Annotated in this window: 17 protein-coding genes; 9 read left to right on the top strand and 8 right to left on the bottom strand. The window is 65.9% G+C overall.

What is annotated here, in order from left to right; genetic code table 11:
- Window positions 1–88: 88 nt before the first annotated feature.
- The 5 genes from C7H84_RS34350 to C7H84_RS34330 all read left to right on the top strand — a co-directional run bounded on the left by C7H84_RS34350 (window position 89) and on the right by C7H84_RS34330 (window position 6634).
- Complete coding sequence (locus tag C7H84_RS34350) at window positions 89–1270, top strand: PLP-dependent aminotransferase family protein (protein ID WP_121862961.1); 1182 nt, start codon at window positions 89–91, stop codon at window positions 1268–1270.
- A gap of 42 nt (window positions 1271–1312) precedes the next feature.
- Window positions 1313–1771: a RidA family protein gene (locus tag C7H84_RS34345; RefSeq protein WP_098550966.1), complete on the top strand. Its 459-nt coding sequence runs from the start codon at window positions 1313–1315 to the stop codon at window positions 1769–1771.
- Between the two features lie 7 nt (window positions 1772–1778).
- On the top strand, window positions 1779–2663 hold the full coding sequence (locus C7H84_RS34340) for a PhzF family phenazine biosynthesis protein (protein ID WP_121862960.1): 885 nt from the start codon (window positions 1779–1781) through the stop codon (window positions 2661–2663).
- 220 nt (window positions 2664–2883) lie between these two features.
- Window positions 2884–5223 (top strand): EAL domain-containing protein, encoded by a 2340-nt coding sequence (locus C7H84_RS34335; RefSeq protein ID WP_121862959.1) that lies wholly within the window; start codon window positions 2884–2886, stop codon window positions 5221–5223.
- A 202-nt stretch (window positions 5224–5425) separates the two neighbouring features.
- Window positions 5426–6634, top strand: coding sequence for a chromate transporter (locus C7H84_RS34330; RefSeq protein WP_121862958.1), 1209 nt, complete (start codon window positions 5426–5428; stop codon window positions 6632–6634).
- 51 nt (window positions 6635–6685) lie between these two features.
- Here the strand turns inward: C7H84_RS34330 and C7H84_RS34325 are convergent, their stop codons facing one another.
- Window positions 6686–7132, bottom strand: coding sequence for a multidrug/biocide efflux PACE transporter (locus C7H84_RS34325; protein ID WP_121862957.1), 447 nt, complete (start codon window positions 7130–7132; stop codon window positions 6686–6688).
- 122 nt (window positions 7133–7254) lie between these two features.
- Here C7H84_RS34325 and C7H84_RS34320 point away from each other — a divergent pair, with 122 nt between their 5' ends.
- On the top strand, window positions 7255–8139 hold the full coding sequence (locus C7H84_RS34320) for a LysR family transcriptional regulator (protein WP_121862956.1): 885 nt from the start codon (window positions 7255–7257) through the stop codon (window positions 8137–8139).
- A 67-nt stretch (window positions 8140–8206) separates the two neighbouring features.
- Here C7H84_RS34320 and C7H84_RS34315 read toward each other — a convergent pair whose 3' ends face one another.
- The 5 genes from C7H84_RS34315 to C7H84_RS34290 all read right to left on the bottom strand — a co-directional run bounded on the left by C7H84_RS34315 (window position 8207) and on the right by C7H84_RS34290 (window position 16271).
- Window positions 8207–8665 carry a CopD family protein gene (locus C7H84_RS34315; protein WP_121862955.1) on the bottom strand — a complete coding sequence of 153 codons (459 nt, stop codon included), beginning with the start codon at window positions 8663–8665 and terminating at the stop codon, window positions 8207–8209.
- A gap of 247 nt (window positions 8666–8912) precedes the next feature.
- Entirely contained in the window at window positions 8913–11234 is a 2322-nt protein-coding gene (gene parC, locus C7H84_RS34310) for a DNA topoisomerase IV subunit A (protein WP_121862954.1), read from the bottom strand.
- A gap of 226 nt (window positions 11235–11460) precedes the next feature.
- A complete protein-coding gene (locus C7H84_RS34305) occupies window positions 11461–13443 on the bottom strand; it encodes a DNA topoisomerase IV subunit B (RefSeq protein WP_121862953.1) in 1983 nt (660 codons plus the stop codon).
- A 223-nt stretch (window positions 13444–13666) separates the two neighbouring features.
- Window positions 13667–15652, bottom strand: a complete 1986-nt coding sequence (locus C7H84_RS34300) for an ATP-binding cassette domain-containing protein (RefSeq protein ID WP_205611495.1) — start codon at window positions 15650–15652, stop codon at window positions 13667–13669.
- Between the two features lie 214 nt (window positions 15653–15866).
- Entirely contained in the window at window positions 15867–16271 is a 405-nt protein-coding gene (locus C7H84_RS34290; protein ID WP_121862951.1) for a DUF4399 domain-containing protein, read from the bottom strand.
- Window positions 16272–16468: 197 nt separating this feature from the next.
- On the opposite strand from C7H84_RS34290, the gene C7H84_RS34285 reads away from it, so the two are divergent.
- On the top strand, window positions 16469–16651 hold the full coding sequence (locus C7H84_RS34285; RefSeq protein WP_006478164.1) for a rubredoxin: 183 nt from the start codon (window positions 16469–16471) through the stop codon (window positions 16649–16651).
- A gap of 505 nt (window positions 16652–17156) precedes the next feature.
- Here the strand turns inward: C7H84_RS34285 and C7H84_RS34275 are convergent.
- Both C7H84_RS34275 and C7H84_RS34270 read right to left on the bottom strand, forming a co-directional pair.
- Window positions 17157–17411 (bottom strand): helix-turn-helix transcriptional regulator, encoded by a 255-nt coding sequence (locus tag C7H84_RS34275; protein WP_240462182.1) that lies wholly within the window; start codon window positions 17409–17411, stop codon window positions 17157–17159.
- A 70-nt stretch (window positions 17412–17481) separates the two neighbouring features.
- Window positions 17482–17712 (bottom strand): type II toxin-antitoxin system RelE/ParE family toxin, encoded by a 231-nt coding sequence (locus C7H84_RS34270; RefSeq protein WP_346428411.1) that lies wholly within the window; start codon window positions 17710–17712, stop codon window positions 17482–17484.
- Window positions 17713–18142: 430 nt separating this feature from the next.
- Between C7H84_RS34270 and C7H84_RS34265 the strand changes: the two genes are divergently transcribed.
- Window positions 18143–18835, top strand: a complete 693-nt coding sequence (locus C7H84_RS34265) for a KilA-N domain-containing protein (protein ID WP_121862948.1) — start codon at window positions 18143–18145, stop codon at window positions 18833–18835.
- A gap of 347 nt (window positions 18836–19182) precedes the next feature.
- Entirely contained in the window at window positions 19183–19896 is a 714-nt protein-coding gene (locus C7H84_RS34260) for a KilA-N domain-containing protein (RefSeq protein ID WP_121863000.1), read from the top strand.
- The last annotated feature ends 44 nt before the right edge of the window (window positions 19897–19940 follow it).

Genomic DNA, 19940 nt, shown 5'->3' with positions numbered 1-19940 from the left:
CGTGCTCGCGCTCGCCCACCCGGCGGCGTCGAAGCGATCCGCCCGAACGACCTTTCTTGACTGACCACGATATCCGAACGAGGAGACTATGAATCCGAGCGACCTGCATCCGCCGCACTGGCAGCTTTCCGAACGCGCACGCAAGCTGACGAGCTCGGCGATCCGCGAGATCCTGAAGGTCACGGAACGCCCCGAGGTCATCTCGTTCGCCGGCGGCCTGCCCGCTCCCGCGACGTTCCCGGCCGAGCGCATGCGCGCCGCGGCCGACCGCGTGCTGCGCGATGCGCCTGCCGCCGCCCTCCAGTACAGCGCGACCGAAGGCTACCTGCCGCTGCGCGAGTGGATCGCCGAGCGCTACAGCGTGCGCGTGTCGCAGGTGCTGATCACGACCGGCTCGCAGCAGGCGCTCGACCTGCTCGGCAAGGCGCTGATCGACCCGAACAGCCCGATCCTCGTCGAAACCCCGACCTACCTCGGCGCGCTGCAATCGTTCTCGCTGTACGAGCCGCGCTACGTGCAGGTGCCGACCGACGAACAGGGCCTGCTGCCCGAAGGCCTCACGCCGGAACTCACGCAAGGTGCGCGCCTGCTGTACGCGCAGCCGAACTTCCAGAACCCGACCGGCCGCCGCCTGCCCGTCGAGCGCCGCCGCGCGCTCGCCGCGTTCGCGCAGACGAGCCCGTTCCCGGTGCTGGAAGACGATCCGTACGGCGCGCTGAACTACCAGGGCGAACCGCTGCCGACGATGCTGTCGATGGCGCCGGACCACGTCGTGCACCTCGGCACGTTCTCGAAGGTGCTCGCGCCCGGCCTGCGGATCGGCTACATCATTGCCCCCGAGGAACTCCACTTCAAGCTGGTGCAGGCCAAGCAGGCCACCGACCTGCACACGCCGACGCTCACGCAGCGCATCGCGCACGAAGTGATCAAGGACGGCTTCCTCGACGAACACATCCCGACGATCCGCCAGCTGTACGGCGCGCAGTGCGAAGCGATGCTCGCGTCGCTCGCCCGCCACATGCCGGAAGGCGTCACGTGGAACCGTCCGGAAGGCGGCATGTTCATCTGGGTGGACCTGCCCGCGCAGATCGACAGCATGAAGCTGCTCGCCGCGGCGGTCGACAACCACGTCGCCTTCGTGCCGGGCGCGCCGTTCTTCGCGGAGAATGCGCAGCAGAACACGCTGCGCCTGTCGTTCGTGACGGTGCCGCCCGAGAAGATCGAGGAAGGCGTCGCGCGGCTCGGCAAGCTGCTGCGCGAGCGTCTTTGAGCCCCTTTTTCCTGTCACGACTCTCTACGAGGAATCGAACGCATGGCTAACGTCTACGACAAACTGAAGTCGCTCGGCATCGAGCTCCCGACCGCCGGCGCACCGGCTGCCGCGTACGTGATGAGCGCGCAAAGCGGCAATACGGTCTACCTGTCGGGCCACATCGCGAAGAAGGACGGCAAGGTCTGGGCCGGCAAGCTCGGCGCCGATCTCCAGACGGAAGACGGCAAGGCCGCCGCCCGCTCGATCGCGATCGACCTGCTCGCGACGCTGCACGCGCACACCGGCGACCTGAACAAGGTCACGCGCATCGTGAAGCTGATGAGCCTCGTCAACTCGACGCTCGAGTTCACCGAACAGCACGTCGTCACGAACGGCGCGTCGGAACTGATCGCGGAAGTGTTCGGCGACGCCGGCAAGCACGCGCGCTCGGCGTTCGGCGTCGCGCAGATTCCGCTCGGCGCGTGCGTCGAGATCGAACTGATCGCCGAAGTCGCGTAACGGCACGATGACCAGCCGCCGCGTCCGTTTCAAGCAGGTCGACGTGTTCACGTCGGTGCCGTTCAAGGGCAATGCGCTTGCCGTGGTGTTCGACGCCGATTCGCTCGGCGACGACGACATGCTCGCGATCGCCCGCTGGACCAACCTGTCGGAAACGACGTTCGTGTGCACGCCGACCGATCCGGACGCCGATTACCGCGTGCGGATCTTCACGCCGGGCGGCGAACTGCCGTTCGCCGGGCACCCGACGCTCGGCACCGCACACGCGTTCGTCGAAAGCGGCGCGCGGCCGCGCACGCCGGGCCGGCTGGTCCAGCAATGCGGGGTCGGCCTGGTCGAACTGCGCGAACAGGCCGATGATGGCTGGGCATTTGCCGCCCCGCCGGCCCGCTTCACGCCGCTCGACCGTGCCGACTACCCGGCACTCGCGGCCGCGTTGCGCAGCGACGCGATCGATTTCGATGCCGAAGCGTACGCGGTCGACAACGGCGCACCGTGGCTCGTCGTGCGGCTCACGTCGGCCGAGGCCTGCATCGGCCTCGCGCCCGATCCGGCCGCGCTCGAGGCCCTCAACCGCCGCTACGGCGCGGACGGCCTCGCCGTATATGCACCGCATCCGGACGGCGGCCCCGCGACGTTCGAAATCCGCTGCCTGATGACGGGCGGCAATTTCGGCACCGGCGAGGATCCCGTCACCGGCAGCGCGAATGCCGCGCTCGCCGAACTGCTGAGCCGCCAGCAGCGGCGCCCCGGCAGCGCCTACACCGCCCGCCAGGGCACGGCGATCGGCCGCGACGGCCGCATTGCCGTCCGCTATGACGACGACGGCACGATCTGGATCGGCGGCCACGTCGTGACGGTCGTGGACGGCACGTTCCTCGCGCCCGCCTGACGTTTCGCGGTGCGCGACGGCTCCGGCCCGGCCGGGGCCCTACGATTCCCCCGTCTATCGCAAAAACGTTCCAGCCAGTAATATCGGGCCTAATCCGTCGCTTCGGCGGGTCTGTCCTTGGTTGCGCATCCCGCGAACGAACAGACGCCGGTGCGACCCCAACCATAGCCGACCATCCCGACGGGGGATGGCGCACGCGAGCAGGACGCCGCCCTCTTCGATGAGTTCCGCCCGGTCAAACCACACACCGCCGACCCGGCCGCTGCGCGCGCCGCGCAAGTCGCGCCGGCGCGCGCTGTTCGCGATCCCGCTGCTCGGGATGCTGGCGCTCGCGCTGCTGTGGGCGGTGATCGTCGCGCGGCTGTCGGTCGAAAAGGACAGCGCGTACAAGGAAGCGGCGGCCTCCGCGGCGATCCTGTCGTCCGCGCTCGAGCAGCACACGGTCAAGGCGATCCACCAGGTCGACCAGATCACCCGCTTCGTCAAGTTCGAATTCGAGAAGTCGCCCGCGCATTTCAACCTCGCGAGCGCGGTCGAAAAAGGCGTCGTGCCGAGCGACACGCTGGTCCAGGTATCGCTCGTCAACGCGAAGGGTATCCTGTTCGCGAACACGGCCGAACTCCATCCGCAGCCGATCAACCTGGCCGACCGCGAGCACTTCAAGGTCCATCTCGCGCACAACGACGATCGCCTGTACATCAGCAAGCCCGTGCTCGGCCGCGTATCGAGCCACTGGACGCTGCAGATGACGCGGCGCCTGAACAACCCGGACGGCAGCTTCGCCGGGATCGTCGTCGTGTCGGAAGACCCGAGCTACTTCACGAACGACTTCTACAACAACGCGGCGATCGGCAAGGAAGGCGTGATCTCCGTCGTGTCGGACACCGGCGCCGTGCTCGCGCGCCGCACCGGCTCGCTCAACAACGCACCCGGCGCGTTCTCCGCGTCGGGCGTCTACCCGATCGCCGAACGCGTGACGGGCACCATCATCGATCCGATCGACGGCGTGACGCGCATCGTGTCGTACCGCCACCTCGACGGCTACCCGCTCGCGGTGATGGTCGGGCTGTCGCAGACCGAGGAATTCGCCGACTACTACCACACGCGCAACGTCTACCTGCTGATGACGAGCTTCATCACGCTCGCGATGCTCGCGTTCTTCGGCGTCGCGACGGGGCTGATCGGCAAGCTGCTCGGCCGCGAGCGCGAGATGACCCAGCTCGCCGAATACGACCTGCTCACCGGCCTCGCGAACCGCTACGCGACGCTGCGCGGGCTGCGCAACGACGTGGCGATGCCGGCCAGCCTGTCGCGGCTCGGCCTGCTGTTCATCGATCTAGACAACTTCAAGACCGTCAACGACACGCTCGGCCACAACGCCGGCGACATCGTGCTGCAGATGACCGCGTCGCGCCTCGCCGAGGCGGTCGGCGACGAAGGCTCGCTCGCGCGCATCGGCGGCGACGAGTTCGTCGTCGTGATGAAGGGCGACGACGTCGAACGACGTGCGGTACGCCTCGCGGAAGCGATCATCCGGATGTTCAGCGAACCGTTCGACGTGCGCGGCAGTTCGTTCGTGCTGCACGCGAGCATCGGCATCGCGCTGCACACCGTCGCGAACGAAAGCGAGATCGACCTGCTGAAGAAGGCCGACCTCGCGATGTACAGCGCGAAGGACGCGGGCAAGAACTGCTACCAGTTCTACGCGCCGCACCTGTCGCACCGCGCGGACCACCTGATGCGCTGGGAACAGCAGCTGCGCGTCGCGCTCGCCGAAGGGCAGCTGTTCCTCGCGTACCAGCCGAAGATCGACCTGACGCACCGCACGATCACCGGCTTCGAGGCGCTCGCGCGCTGGGACCATCCCGAGCACGGCATCATCTCCGCGAACGAATTCATTTCGATCGCCGAATCGACGGGCCTGATCGTGCCGATCGGCGACTTCGTGATCCGCACCGCGTGCAAGCAGATCGCGCGCTGGCGCGACGACGGCCACGACACGCTGACGCTCGCGGTCAACATCTCGCCGGTGCAGTTCTGGCGCGGCGACCTGATCGAGACGATCTCGCAGGCGCTGCAGGACACCGGCATCGACGCGAACCGGCTCGAACTCGAGATCACCGAGACCGCGATGATGGAATATCCGGAGCTCGTGTCGGAGAAGATCGTCGCGCTGAAGAAGCTCGGCATCCGGATCGCGCTCGACGATTTCGGCACCGGCTACTCGTCGCTGTCGTACCTGCACCGCTTCTCCGTCGATACGCTGAAGGTGGACCGGTCGTTCGTGCAGGCAATCCCGAACGATCGCAGCGTGTGCGTGATGGTGTCGTCGATCGTGCATCTCGCGCGCTCGCTCGGCCTGACGGTGGTCGTCGAGGGCACCGAGACCGAGGAGCAGATCGCATGGCTGTCCGCGCTCGGCGAGATCGAGGCGCAGGGCTTCCTGTTCTCGCGCCCGGTGCCGGCCGACGCGATCCCCGCGCTGATCGCGCGCTTCGGCGTGCGCGGCGACCGCCCGAACGTCCTCGCGCATCGCGCGACCGGCAGCACGGGCGCCTGATCCGCTCGACACGCGCGGCCCCATTTTGTTGCGTGGCACACCGATCGTTTCGGCCTCCGATCCGGTTGTTTAGTTCATTAACTAGCGTTTCCGCGCATGGCAGTGTCACGATGCGCGGCGGACAATCGGAAGGGCCATCGCGTCGGCGGGCCGCCGGCACGTTCTCATGCGCAACACCAGGCCCAGCGCCACCATTTCAACCATGACCACCGTCGAAGTCGAAACGGCCGAACGTGCCGAACAGGCACAGGCCTCCCTGTGGGCCTTGTTCAAGGTCATTGCCGGCATTTCCGCCGTATCGTGGGGCGGGCTGTCGATGATGGCGCAACTCGAACGCCACTACGTCGACCGGTTGCAGCGCATCGAGCCGCACGTGTTCGCCGATTTCGTCGCCCTTGCCTGGCTCGTGCCGGGCCCCGTCGGCTGCAACGTTGCCGTGCAGGTCGGCCAGACGCTGCACGGCCGCGCCGGCGCGTGGATCGCCGGCATCGCGAGCGTGCTGCCGTTCTTCGTGCTGATGACGCTGTTCGCGATCTTCTATCGCACGCCGATCGTGCGTTCGCTCGCCGCGCCGATGCTGGTCAATCACTTCGGGATGGTGCTCGCCGCGCTGATCGGCGTCACGTGGATCAGGCAGTTGCGCACGCTCGCGCGCACGCGGCTCGAACAGACGATCGCCGCGCTATCGACGATTCTGCTCGCTTTCGCGCATAGTCCGGCCGCTTTCGTCGGGATTCTGTTCGCCGCGTTTGCAGCCGGCTGGCTGACCGGGCCGCTGCAGCACGACGCGGTCGACTTCAGGCTGTCCAGGCGCGATCGCAACCTGCTCGTGCTGCTCGCCGTACTCGTCGCGGTGTTCGCGGTGCCGCTGCCCGGCGACTACCAGATGCCGCTGCTGTGGCCGCGGCTCGCCGGCGCCGGCATGACGCTGTTCGGCGGCGGGTTCTCGGCGCTGCCGGTGCTGAAGGCGGTGTTCGTGTCGCCTGCCACCGGCATCTCCGATCACGACTTCACGCTCGCGTTCGCGCTGTCGCCTGTGTCGCCCGGCCCGCTGCTGAACGTCGTGCCGTTTCTCGGCTACCTGACCGACGGTTGGGTCGGCGCGCTGCTCGCAACCGCCGCGCTGTTCATTCCGTCGGGGTGCCTCGTCGTGTTCGCGCAGAACCATCTGTTCCGGCTCAAGCGCCACTCGCGCTTCGAGCACGGGATGCACCTGCTGCGCGCGGCGACGACGGGCTTTCTCGTGGTCGCCGTCGTGAAGATCCTGCATCGCGAGCCGGCCGATCCCATCTATTGGCTCACGGGCGCTTTCGCGACGCTGTGCTTCGCGCGCTTCAAGGCGCCCGTGTATGTGGTGTACGGCGCGGTCGCGATCGTGTGCGGCGTGTGGCTGTGGGCCGCCGCGCACTGACGGCGGGCTTCGGTCCCGGCCGGCACCGCCGCCCCGCCGGCCGCCGGTCGCTCAACCGGCCTGCACCGCGACGCGGCGCGCAACCCAGCGTGCGCGGAGCGCGTCGTACGCGAGGTTGAAGCAGAACGTGTAAGGCAGGAAGAACAGCACGATGCCGAGGTCGAGCACCAGCGCCTCGACGAGGCTCACGTTCAGCCACCACGCGGCCACCGGCACCACCATCGCGACGAGGCCGAGCTCGAAGGCGACCGCGTGCGCGATCCGCATCCCGAGCGTGCGCGTGAGGCCCGCGCGCCGCTCGAAGCGGTCGAACAGCGTGTTGAACGTCATGTTCCATGCCATCGCGATCAGCGACACCATCACCGTCAGCACGCCGACATGCGACACCGGCATGTTGAGCAGCCATGCGCCGATCGGCGCGCACAGCGCGATCGCCACCAGTTCGAACGTCAGCGCGTGGACGAGGCGTTCCGTCACCGTTTTGTTCATCTGTTTCATGGTTCCCTCCGATTCGTTTGTACGGTTAGTGCTACCGATGTCGAGCATTTTGATCGGTGCAACCGTATGAATCCAGTTTGATATCATCGGTTTTACCGATATAACGCCATGAGATCCGCCGCATGCGCCACGCGCCCGAAGCCCTGCTCGCCTTTGCCGAAGCCGCCCAGCTCGGTTCGTTCACGGCCGCCGCGCGCAAGCTCGGCAAACGCCAGTCGACCGTGTCCGAAGCGATCGCGAACCTCGAGATCGATCTCGGCGTGCAGCTGTTCGATCGCTCGACGCGCACGCCGACGCTCACCGATGCCGGCCGCGCGCTGCTGCCGCAGGTGCAGCGCGCGCTGGAGGCCGGCGCCGCGATCGACCGCACCGCCGCGCGGCTCGCGCAGGGCGAGGAAGCGCGGCTCACGCTCGTCGTGTCCGACACGTATCAGTCGAAGCATTACGAGGAAACGTTGATGGCGCTCGAGCGGCGCTTTCCGGCGCTCGAGCTCGAATGCCAGATCGCCGAACATGAGGACGTACTAGACCTGATCCAGCAGGGCCGCGCGCAGCTCGGCCTGATGGCCGCGCGCGCCGTCTACCCGCCCGATATCGGCGCGGCGACGGTGGCGGAAGAATCGGAGATCGGCCTGTTCGTCGGGCGCACGCATGCGCTGGCGGCCTACGGGGACGCCGAGGTTCCGCACGCGGCGCTGCGCGATGCGCGCGAGTTGCGCCTCAATACATACGTGAAACCGGAGGATCGCGGCGCCGACGACCGGATCGTCGTCGGCACGCAGCGCTGGCTCGCACCGAGCTATCTGATGCTGCTGGAAATGGCGGTGCTGGGCTTCGGCTGGGCCGAACTGCCGCGCTGGATGGTCGAGCACTTCGCGGGCCAGCGCCTGTGCGAGCTGCGTTCGCGCGGCTGGCCGCGGCGCGTGCGGGTCGATGCGGTGTGGTCGCGGAACCGGCCGCTCGGCCCGGCCGGCGCGTGGCTGCTCGATGCGATGCTGGCCGCCTAGCTTGACGGCGCGCGGCGCCGCGCCGGCCACGGGCGCCGAACCGCGCCGCTAGGCCAGGGACCGGCGATCAGAAACCGCGCGACAGCACGGCCGCGCCGATCGTCACGACGCCGAGCACGAGGTTGACGACGACGAGCAGACGCACCGTGTTCACCGCGCGCGCGCCATCGGGCCAATTCTGCGCCTGCACCGCACGGCGAATGCGCGGAAACAGCGCGAAGCGGATGTGGCCGAAGATCAGCATCATCACGACGCCGAGCCCCGCCATCGCGTGCAGCGACCACGTTGCATGCGCGCCGCCGAACGCGGTGAGCAGGAACCCGCCGGACAGCAGGATCACGATCACCGAGCCCGACACCCAGTTGAAGAAGCGGCCGAACACGCCCTCGATCAGCGGCAGCCGCAGCTGCGGCGTCAGGTCCGACAGCGCCGGGCGCAGGCAGAAGTTCGCGAAGACCATCCCGCCCACCCACACGGCGACGGCCAGCAGATGAAGAAACAGCGCGACGGAAACGGCGTGGGACATGGCGGCAATCCTGTTATCGGTTGAATGCAACGTAGCGCCGCGTCACGCGCGGTCGAGCGACGTTCGACCGGCGGACTGCCGCTCGGTTCAGGCCCATGGCGGCATTTCACAATATTTTGCAAGTTCCGCGTGACGGCGCCACTCGCGCTTACGTGAACATGCGGTCCGAAAAAGAGCAAGGCCGCACGCCCGCCGAAGCGGGAGGTGCGGCCTGCGATGCCGGTCGAGCCGGCAAGCGGATGCGGTATCAGCCGAGCAGCGGACGCAGCTCGTTGACGACCTTCAGCTTCGTGTCCGGCGCACGGCCCTTGCGCGCACGCTTGCCGATGTGCGGCGCGAGCCCCGCGTACGACAGCGTTTCGTCCTGCGCCTTGCCGCCGCGGCCGGTGCCGATCAGCACGACGCCGGCCGGGTCGATCGCGAGCGCCTGCACGAGCGCTTCCTTGTCGTCGAGCGCCATCAGGATCACGCCGCGACCGCCGCCGGACAGCGTCTTCATCTCGTCCATCCCGAACACCAGCAGACGGCCGCCGCTCGACAGGCACGCGACCTGCGTCGCGTTCGGCAGCACCGGCATCGGCGCAAGCGGCACCGCGCCCGCATCGATCGTCATGAACGACTTGCCGGCCTTCACGCGGCTCACCATGTCGCCGACCTTCGCGAGGAAGCCGAAGCCGTTGCTCGACGCGAGCAGCAGTTGCTGGTCGGCCGGCGCTGCGTAGTAATGCATCAGGTGCGAGCCTGATTCGAGCTCGATCAGCGACGTGACCGGCACGCCGTCGCCGCGCCCGCCCGGCAGCACCGACACGTCGACCGAATACACGCGCCCGCTGCTGCCCCACGCGATCAGGCGATCGGGCGTGCGGCACTGGAACGCCGCGTACAGGTGGTCGCCCGCCTTGAACGTGAAGCCGGCCGGGTCGAGCCCGTGGCCCTTCAGCGCGCGCACCCAGCCCTTCTGCGACACGACGACCGTGACCGGCTCGTCGACGACCTTCGCCTCGAAGGTCGCGCGCTTTTCCTGCTGGATCAGCGTGCGGCGATCGTCGCCGTACTGCTTCGCATCGGCCTCGATCTCCTTGATCATCAGCCGCTTCATCGCGCTTTCGTTCGCGAGCAGTTCCTCGAGCTTCGCCTTCTCGTCGCGCAGCCCTTCGAGTTCCTTCTCGATCTTGATCTTCTCGAGCCGCGCGAGCTGACGCAGCCGGATTTCGAGGATGTCTTCGGCCTGGCGGTCGGTGAGGCCGAACGCGCTCATCAGCGCGGCCTTCGGCTCGTCCGCCTCGCGGATGATGCGAATCACCTCGTCGATGTTCAGGAAGACGATCATCCGCCCTTCGAGGATGTGGATGCGATCGTCGACCTTCGCGAGACGATGGCGGCAACGGCGCGTCATCGTCAGCTGGCGGAACTTCACCCATTCGTCGAGGATCGTCAGCAGGCCCTTCTGGCCCGGCCGGCCGTCGGCGCCGATCATCACGAGGTTCAGCGTCGCGTTCGATTCGAGGCTCGTGTACGCGAGCAGCGTGTTCACGAATTCCGTCTGGTCGATCGTGCGCGACTTCGGCTCGAACACGAGCCGCACCGCCGCTTCCTTGCCCGACTCGTCGCGCACCGCGTCGAGCAGGTCGAGCATCGCCTTCTTCGTGTTCAGCTGTTCGGGCGTGAGCGTCTTCTTGCCGAGCTTGAGCTTCGGGTTGGTCAGCTCCTCGATTTCCTCGAGCACCTTCTGGCCCGACGTGCTCGGCGGCAGTTCGGTAACCACCAGCTGCCACTGGCCGCGCGCGAGATCTTCGATCTTCCATTTCGCGCGCACCTTCAGGCTGCCGCGGCCGGACTCGTAGGCCGCCGCGATTTCCGTGTCGCTCGAGATGATCTGGCCGCCGCCCGGGAAATCCGGACCGGGGATCAGGTTCATCAGCTCCGCGTGCGTGAGCTTCGGATTGCGGATCAACGCGACGGCCGCGGCCGCGACCTCGCGCAGGTTGTGCGACGGGATTTCGGTCGCGAGACCGACCGCGATGCCCGACGCGCCGTTCAGCAGCACGAACGGCATGCGGCTCGGCAGCGTCTTCGGCTCCTCGAACGAGCCGTCGTAGTTCGGCATGAAGTCGACCGTGCCCTGGTCGATCTCGTCGAGCAGCAGCTTCGAGATCGGCGTGAGCCGCGCTTCGGTGTATCGCATCGCCGCCGCGCCGTCGCCGTCGCGCGAGCCGAAGTTGCCTTGCCCGTCGATCAGCGGATAGCGCAGCGAGAAATCCTGCGCGAGACGCACGAGCGCGTCATACGCCGACTGGTCGCCGTGCGGGTGATATTTACCGAGCACGTCGCCGACCACGCGCGCCGACTTCACCGGCTTCGCATCGGGCCCAAGGCCCATTTCGTTCATCGCGAACAGGATCCGGCGCTGCACCGGCTTCTGGCCGTCGCACACGTCGGGCAGCGCGCGGCTCTTCACGACGCTGACCGCGTAGCTGAGGTATGCCTGCTCCGCGTAGTTGCCGAGCGTCAGTTCGTCGGCGTCCGGTGCGTCGGACCCGGCGAAGAGATCGGAAGTCTTGTCGTCCATCTGTATTCCGTATTCGTAAGTGGCATGAGGCCGGGCCGGGCGTCATGCCCGGCCGCGCGGAAGCGGCGGTGCAGTGTTCGATGTCAAGCGGTGCTGATGCGCCAGCGGATTCGCGTTCGTGGCAAGAAGCAAACCGCAGCGATGCCAGACGCATCGCGAGGATTTGCGACGCCGCCACGGGCGCGAAGCCGCAGCGCATCAGTGCCGATTGGCGTCGAACACTGCACTAAATATCCGCTTCGACGTCGTTGCCCTTTTCCTCGAGCCAGCCGCGTCGCGCGGCTGCCTCGCCCTTGCCCATCAGCATCGTCATGCGCGCAACCGTCGCCTCGTAGTCGAGCTCGCCGAGCTTCACCGGCATCAGGCGGCGCGTGTCGGGGTTCATCGTCGTGTCCCACAGCTGCTCCGCGCTCATTTCGCCAAGGCCCTTGAAGCGGCTGATGCTCCACTGCGTGTCGCGCACGCCGTCCTTGCGCAGCTTGTCGAGCGTCGCCTCGAGTTCGCCTTCGTCGAGCGCATAGAGCTTCTGCGCGGGCTTCTTGCCGCGCGCGGGCGCGTCGACGCGGAACAGCGGCGGGCGCGCGACGTGCACGTGACCGCGCTCGATCAGTTGCGGGAAATGCTTGAAGAAGAGCGTGAGCAGCAGCACCTGGATGTGCGAGCCGTCGACGTCAGCGTCCGACAGGATGCAGATCTTGCCGTAGCGCAGGTTCGACAGGTCGACGGTCTCGTCCGGGCTGTGCGGATCGACGCCGATCGCGACCGAGATGTCGTGCACTTCATTGTTCGCGAACAGGCGATCGCGCTCGGTTTCCCACGTGTTCAGCACTTTGCCGCGCAGCGGCAGGATCGCCTGGTACTCCTTGTCGCGGCCCATCTTCGCGGAGCCGCCCGCCGAGTCGCCCTCGACCAGGAACAGTTCGTTGCGCGCGATATCTTCCGTCTCGCAATCGGTCAGCTTGCCGGGCAGCACCGCGACGCCCGAGCTCTTGCGCTTCTCGACCTTCTGGCCCGCACGCGTGCGCGCCTGCGCCTGCTTGATCACGAGTTCGGCGAGCTTCTTGCCGTGCTCGACGTGCTGGTTCAGCCACAGTTCGAGCGCCGGACGCGAGAACGACGACACGAGCTTCACCGCGTCGCGGCTGTTCAGCCGTTCCTTGATCTGCCCCTGGAACTGCGGATCGAGCACCTTCGCCGACAGCACGAACGACACGCGGGCGAACACGTCTTCCGCGAGCAGCTTCACGCCCTTCGGCTGCAGGTTGTGCAGCTCGACGAAGCTCTTCACCGCCTGGTAGAGACCGTCGCGCAGGCCCGACTCGTGCGTGCCGCCGGCCGGTGTGGGGATCAGGTTCACGTACGACTCGCGCACGAGCGACCCTTCCTCGCTCCATGCGACGACCCACGACGCGCCCTCGCCCTCGGCGAAGGTTTCGTCGGTCGAACGCGCATCGGCGAAGCGCTCGCCTTCGAACAGCGGGATCAGCAGCTCGCTGCCGTTCATCTCGTCGAGCAGGTAGCCGCGCAGGCCGTCTTCGTATTTCCAGGTCTGGCGCTCGCCGGTCTTCTCGTTGACGAGCACGACCTCCACGCCCGGCAGCAGCACGGCCTTCGAGCGCAGCAGGCGCTGCAGCTCGCCGAGCGGCAGGTTCGGCGAATCGAAGTATTTCGGATTCGGCCACACCTGCACGCGCGTGCCGGACTTCTTCTCGCCGCGGGCCGCGGCTTGCGTCGACAGCGGCTTCACGACGTCGCCGTCGGCGAAACCGAGCTCGGCGATCTTGCCGTCGCGCCAGACCGTCACGTCGAGACGCGTCGCGAGTGCGTTCGTCACCGACACGCCGACGCCATGCAGGCCGCCCGAGAACGTGTATGCGCCGCCGGCGGCCTTGTCGAACTTGCCGCCCGCGTGCAGACGCGTGAACACGATCTCGACGACCGGCACGCGTTCTTCGGGGTGCATGCCGAACGGGATGCCGCGGCCGTCGTCCTCCACCGACACCGACTGATCGGTGTGCAGCGTGACCGTGATCTGCTTGCCGTAGCCGCCGAGCGCCTCGTCCGACGCGTTGTCGATGACTTCCTGAATGATGTGCAGCGGATTTTCCGTACGGGTGTACATGCCGGGCCGCTGCTTGACCGGCTCGAGACCCTTGAGCACCTTGATCGATGCTTCGCTATAGGCCGCGCTGGGCTTCTTCGTTGACATAGGCGCTGAATTTCGTCATTCATCGGGACGTTTTCCACATCTCGTGTGGATAACGTCGTGGACAAAACGTTGAGTTCCGTAAAAAAGCGAATCGAAACAACGGTGTGCTTGGACTGCTCCGAAAGCGGGCGCGCGGCGTGCGCTGCGCGGCCCGGGACGCGCGGTATTTTACTGGTTCCGCGTGGCGCGCCGCCGCAAGATTGCTCACGCGGCGCGCGGAGCGTCAGGCCGGCTTGCGCTTCGCCTCGAGCGTCTCCCAACGCTCGAGCGCGGCGAGCAGTTCGTCGTCGATCGCCGCGAACCGCTCGGTCAGGCGCGTGCCTTCCTGCGGATCCTTCGCGAAGATCGAGCCGTCCTCGAGCCGTGCGTTGATCGTCTTCTGTTCTTCCTCGAGCGCGGCGATCTTCTCCGGCAGCGCATCGAGCTCGCGCTGCTCGTTGAACGACAGCTTCACCGTGCGCTGCGCATTGCGGCCGGCCGCGCTTTTCGCCGCGTCTTCCTTGAGCGGCGCCGCCTCCTTCACCGCACGCTTCGCCGCATCCTGCTGCGCGAGCTGTTGCGAACGCTCGCTCTGGATCTGCCAGTCGGTGAAGCCGCCGACGTATTCGCGCCACTTGCCGTCGCCTTCGGCTGCGATCACCGACGTGACGACGTTGTCGAGAAACGCGCGATCGTGGCTGACGAGCAGCACCGTGCCGTCGTAGTCGGCCAGCAGCTCTTCGAGCAGTTCGAGCGTCGGGATGTCGAGGTCGTTGGTCGGTTCGTCGAGCACCAGCACGTTGGCCGGACGCGCGAACAGGCGCGCGAGCAGCAGCCGGTTGCGCTCGCCGCCCGACAGCGACTTCACCGGCGAACGCGCGCGTTCCGGCGCGAACAGGAAGTCGCCGAGATAGCTCATCACGTGCTTGCGCACGCCGCCGATCTCCACCCATTCGCTGCCGGGGCTGATCGTGTCGGCGAGGCTCTTTTCCTGGTCGAGCTGCGCGCGCATCTGGTCGAAATACGCGACCTGCAGGTTCGTGCCCGTGCGCACCGTGCCCGTGTCGGGCTTCAGCTCGCCGAGGATCAGCTTCAGCAGCGTGGTCTTGCCCGCGCCGTTCGGGCCGACGAAACCGATCTTGTCGCCGCGCATGACCGTGGTCGAGAACGTGTCGACGACCGTGCGATCGCCATAGCGCTTCGTCACGTCCGTCAGTTCCGCGACGATCTTGCCCGACTTCTCGCCCTGCGCGACGTCGAGCTTCACGTTGCCCTGCGTATTGCGGCGCTCCTCGCGCTCATTGCGCATCTGCACCAGCCGCGCGATGCGGCCGACGCTGCGCGTGCGGCGCGCCTCGACGCCCTTGCGGATCCACACTTCTTCCTGCGCGAGCAGCTTGTCGAACTTCTCGTTTTCCACGCGCTCGACTTCGAGCTGCTGCGCCTTGCGGGTCTGGTACGCGGAGAAATTGCCCGGGTACGACAGCAGGCGGCCGCGATCGAGCTCGACGATGCGCGTCGCGACGCGGTCGAGGAACGCGCGATCGTGGGTGATGAACAAGAGGCCCGCACGTTGCGCGACCAGCAGCTCTTCCAGCCAGCGGATGCCGTCGAAGTCGAGGTGGTTGGTCGGTTCGTCGAGCAGCAGCACGTCCGGCTGCAGCACCAGCGCGCGCGCCAGCGCAACGCGCTTCTGCATCCCGCCCGACAGCGCGTCGACTTGCGCGTCGCCGTCGGTCAGGCCGATCTGCGCGAGCGTCATCGACACGCGCGTGCGCCAGTTCCACGCGTCGTGCGCGTCGAGCGACGACTGCAGCGCGTTCATCCGCGCGAGCAGTGCGTCGTGCTCGGCGCCTTCCGGCGTTTCCGCGAGACGATGCGCGATCGAATCGTATTCTTCGAGCACTTCGCGCGTGTGCGTGAGCCCCGATGCCACGGCGTCGAACACCGTCGCGCCGGGTTCGAACTCGGGTTCCTGCGGCACGTAGACCGTCACGAGTTCCTGCTGACGCGTGATCAGCCCGTCATCCGGCTTCGCCAGCCCGGCGACGATCTTCAGCAACGACGACTTGCCCGCGCCGTTGCGACCGATCAGGCCGACGCGCTCGCCGGCCTCCAGCGAGAAGTCCGCGTGATCGAGCAACGCGACGTGACCGAACGCGAGTTGCGCGCCCGTAATGGAATAAAGCGACATGGGGAGACGGCGAAGAGAGAAATCGGAAGCGCCCATTGTACCGGTGGCGGACGCCTGCGCCGGGATGGCCGGATGGACTAGGCCGGTGAGCGGGGCTTTTCGTGCTGAATCGGTGGCGAATCGGTGGTGAGGCTGTGCGCGGCGGTGTGCCGCGCACGGGCCGGCGTCATGCGCGATCGGTATCGCGCGGCGCCGGCGGCGGGCGTTCGGCCGCCGCTTCCGGCCGGGCGCTCGCTGGCGGGAGCGGTGCTTACTTCACGTTGACCGTGATCGTCGAGCCCAGCTCGGGACCGTACGAACGGTGCGTGCCGTCGCCGAGTTGCAGCGTCAGCGTGTGCTGGCCGGGCGGCAGCTTCACCTCGGTTTCGGTCTGGCCCTTGCCGAAGTGCAGCGAGTGGTCGGTTGCGGGGATCACGTCGCCCTTCGGCACCGGCTTGCCGTCGATCAGCAGGTGATGGTGGCCCGTGTCCGGCGTCATGTCGCCGGCCGGCTTCAGCGCCATCCCTTCGAGACCGAACTTCACGTGCACCGGGCTCGAGACCGTCGCGCCGTCTTTCGGCTCGGCGAAGAACACACGCGCCTCGGCGCGCGCGAGCGTCGACACGGCCAGCGACGCGACACAAACCACGCCCGCGATCCACTTCTTGTTTAGCATCGTTTTTTCTCCTTCAGATTGAAAGGCTCACGAAGCATACACTGCGTGCCCGGGCCGCGCGATGACGGTCGTTGTTCGCGATGCGTACATTTAAAACGACGTTGCAGAGGCGTTCGGCGAAATTCCGGTACTATTGCGCCTTCGTTCGCCGGCCATGCCACGGACGGCATCACCGACTTTCATCATCCGAGCGCTACATGAGCGAAGTAACCGAATACCAGAGCTGGGTCTGCCTGATTTGCGGGTGGGTCTACAACGAAGCGGAAGGCCTACCCGACGAGGGCATCCCGGCCGGCACGCGTTTCGCCGACATTCCCGCCGACTGGCGCTGCCCGCTGTGCGACGTGGGCAAGGAAGATTTCGTCGTCGTCGATTTCTGATTCGTCGATTTCTGATTTCTGCTGCTGAAAACGACTGAGCGCCGCGCCGGGCATCGGCGCGCATTCCGTCCGCCGATGCGCCGCGCGTTTGCTATACTCTGCGCGCTGTCCACATTGCCGTCCCGTTCGCGTCTCCTGCACGCCGAACCGCGGACATGGCCCTCCCCGTAGTTCAGGGGATGGAATGATAAGCGCAAGGCTTGTCCAGCAAGGATCTCCACCCTTGCTGTAGCAAATTTGTAGCACGCAAAAAAGCCGGCCTGCAGCGAACTTTACTATTTTTGCGAGCCAGCTATTAGCCGATGAGATGTCGCTCAACAACGCTCACACATGAGCCAGTTCGACACGCGGATGGAACCCGATTCGCACCGCCAGAGTGACAAGCGCGCAACTGGAGCAAGGTTGCCTCTTCGTCAGAGAGGCCAAGATCGACGAATACGTTGCCGCTCGATTCGATGACAGGCTCCTTCATCGCGTCATACCCTTCGTCGTCGCGCCTGCGCCCTCAGGCGAACGAAATCACCAGCTTTTTGCCACACGCTGCCGCATACTTGCGAAGCGTACTAAACGATGGCGAATGCTTCTCGCTGGAGAGGGACGCCTCAAGTCGTGAAATTGCCGATGGCGTAGTGCCCATTTTGTCCGCCACCTGCGCTTGAGTTAGCCCGGCCTGCCTGCGGGCCTCCAGTAGCGCGTTGAGTGCCGTGTATTCCTCTTCGAGCGCGTCATATGCTTGGCAAAATTCCGGGTCCGAGAACATACGAGCGTCGTCTTCCGGAGTATGGGCGACCGGATGGTATTTTTCGTCCAGTTCGCGCTGCAACCGTGTCTTAGCCATTGTCATGTACGTCCTTCATGCGCTTGCGCGCGATATGCAATTCGTCAGCCGGCGTTTCCTGCGTCTTCTTCACGAAAGAGTGCAGGATCACGATTTGTCGCCCTATCAGCGTACAGTAGAAAACGCGACCGATCCCTTCACGACCACGCGGGCGCAGCTCAAACAAGCCGCCGCCCATAGCGCGCGAGTGTGGCATTCGGAGGTCAGCACCATGCTGTTCCATAACTCCGACAAGGTGACGGTATGCGGCACGAATTCCTGAGGGCAACTCGAGTACTTCGCGCTTGACTCGCTCGCTGTAATACGTGATTGTCCACTTCATACACACATGTTAGCATATTTGCTATGCTGCGCGACGGCCCATCCCTCTTGCAATCTGCGGCGCGCCGTCCTAGACTCGCGGTACTGTCAGCAGACAACTGACGGCCGGGCTTGGACGCCCGACAAAAAGAAGGCGCAAGAAGCCGCGCCGTCACTCGACTCGCGGCTTTGTTGTATGCGCACGTCTGGCGTTGCTTCTATGGCGGCTCCGGGCGGGGACACCTTCGGGTGTGCCGGTTCCTTCTTTCCGGTCGTCCAACCCCGTTCGGTAGCCGTCACCCTCTTTGGACGGAGGGCGTCGGTTTTGAAAACCGCAAAGAAGGATTATCGCCATGACATCGCTTGCTATCGGCACGTCCGCAATCCGCGAACTCGACGGGCTGTATTCCCTTAACGATCTTCATGCCGCCAGTGGCGGCGAAACGATTAAGCGCCCAAACCAGTTTTTGCGTAACGAGCAAACGCAAGCGCTGGTGACTGAATTGGAAACTGCGCAAATTTGCGCTGTAAAGACCAAGGAAGGCCGCAACGGCGGCACCTACGCCTGCCGCGAACTCGTCATCGCCTACGCCGCCTGGATCAGTCCTGCGTTCCATCTCAAAGTGATTCGCGTGTTTCTCGACGCGAGCGCCGAAGCCACGTCGACGGACGCCACTACGCCACCCCGACCCATCGCACCTATCGACGTCCGTGGACTGCTGCTGAAAGGACAAATCGAACCGACAGTCCCGTGCCCCGCCGATCTCAAGAACGCCATCGACAAACGCGCGTGGATGCTCGCCGGTGAAGCCTTTGAGCTAATCCGCGCGCACCTTCTCCGGCGCGCAGCATACAGCGGCGAATTTGGCACGCCCCGGACACTGAACGTAGAAAACGCCATGTCGGCCATCATGCGCGGCGACCTCGGCGACGCGCTCGCGCTCGAGTTCGACCAGAAGCTCGCGAACATGCGCCACGCGCTCACCTTCTATCTGCACCAGGGCAACGAACTGCTCAAAGAAATGGACCGCGTCCGCGCATCCTGAAGACTTCCCCGCGGTGGCTCGCGTAGTCGCGAGCCAATCCCGTGTCGCAAAACCGGCCGACGATCCGGCCGCGCGAATCCCCTCTTGCAATTGCCGGCGCGCCGTCCTAGACTCACGCTACCGTCGGTAGACAACTGGCGGGCGGGATTGGCGTCCCGAATGCGGCGGCGAAAGCCGTCATGTGCAAGCAAGACGGCTTTTTTGCGCTTGGTGTCCGCTTATGGGCGGCCGGGCGGGAAGGAGCCGCGAGGCTCGCCAGTGCCGCACTGGTACGCCAACTTCTCGCTCTGGTCGCCCACCCCGATTGGCGTCGGGCGTGGACGGTAAACCGTTTGCGGAGGCCCATCATGACACTTTCACCGAACAGCGCGTTCGCCCTCGATCAGGTCACAATTCACGAAATTGATGGCCTGTATTCTCTTAACGACTTGCATCAGGCAAGCGGCGGTAAGTCAAATCACAAGCCAGCATTCTTTCTGCGCAACAAGCAAACCACAGCCCTGATTGCGGAAATCCAAGTTACAAATTCGCAACTTGCCTTGAAGGTGACGCACGGAGGGGAGTGTCGCGGTACCTTTGCTTGCCGCGAACTCGTCATCGCATACGCCGCCTGGATTAGCCCGGCCTTCCACCTCAAAGTAATCCGCGTGTTTCTCGACGCGAGCGCCGCAGCCACGGCGCCGGACACCACCGCGTCACCCGAGCCGACCGCATCGATCGACGTCCGCGGACAGCTGCTCACAGGACAGATCGCGCCGACGGTCCCGTGCCCAACCGATCTCAAGAACGCCATCGACAAACGCGCGTGGATCCTCGCCGGTGAAGCGTTTGAGCTGATTCGCGCTCACCTTTTCCGGCGCGCAGCATACAGCGGCGAATGCGGCACGCCCCGGACCCTCGACGTCGAGAAGGCCATGTCGGCCATCATGCGCGGCGACCTCGGGGATGCACTCGCGCTTGAGTTCGAGGAGAAGCTCGCGAACATGCGCCATGCTCTCACTTTCTACCTGCACCTGGGCAACGAACTGCTCAAAGAAATGGACCGCGTTCGCGCTTCCTGAAGACTTCCCTGCGCTGGCTCGTGTAGTCGGCCCTGCAAAATCAT

The sequence above is a fragment of the Burkholderia sp. Nafp2/4-1b genome (assembly GCF_003635165.1).
GTDB lineage: Bacteria > Pseudomonadota > Gammaproteobacteria > Burkholderiales > Burkholderiaceae > Burkholderia.
The sequence above is the reverse complement of the archived record's forward strand: the minus strand, read 5'-3'. Positions and strand labels throughout refer to the sequence as shown.